1 protein-coding gene is annotated in these 440 nt (G+C 48.2%); it reads left to right on the top strand.

The features are described from left to right. Nucleotides 1-440: mucin-binding protein (locus H5993_RS09200; RefSeq protein WP_428980938.1), on the top strand; the 440-nt coding region annotated here is incomplete at both ends.

Genomic DNA, 440 nt, shown 5'->3' with positions numbered 1-440 from the left:
CCAATCAATCCTAATGATCCAAACGGACCAAAGTACACTAAGGATCAAACGGACGTCACCCGGGACGCTACCCAAACGATTACCTACCACTACAGTGATGGTAGTCAACCAGATACGCAAACGACATCAACGGAAAAGAATGCCTTTACCCGGACCGTCACGGTTGATAAGGTAACTGGAAAGACGATTAGTACAACACCATGGACAGGTTCACACACCTTTGGTAAGGTTGATACGCCAGTTATTCAAGGCTACCACGCTGATAAGAAGACAGCCGGGGGCTTGACCGCTACACCTGATCACCCAGACGTTACGGACCAAGTAGTCTACACGCCAAATGGTAAGATTATTCCGGTCGATCCAAACGGTAATAAGATTCCTAATGTGCCAACGCCAACCTACCCAACGGATCCAACAGATCCAACCAAGGTAGTACCAGA

The sequence above is a fragment of the Limosilactobacillus alvi genome (genome assembly GCF_016900115.1).
GTDB classification, from domain to species: domain Bacteria; phylum Bacillota; class Bacilli; order Lactobacillales; family Lactobacillaceae; genus Limosilactobacillus; species Limosilactobacillus alvi.
Note: the sequence above shows the minus strand (reverse complement) of the source record. Positions and strands in the feature narration are given on the sequence as shown.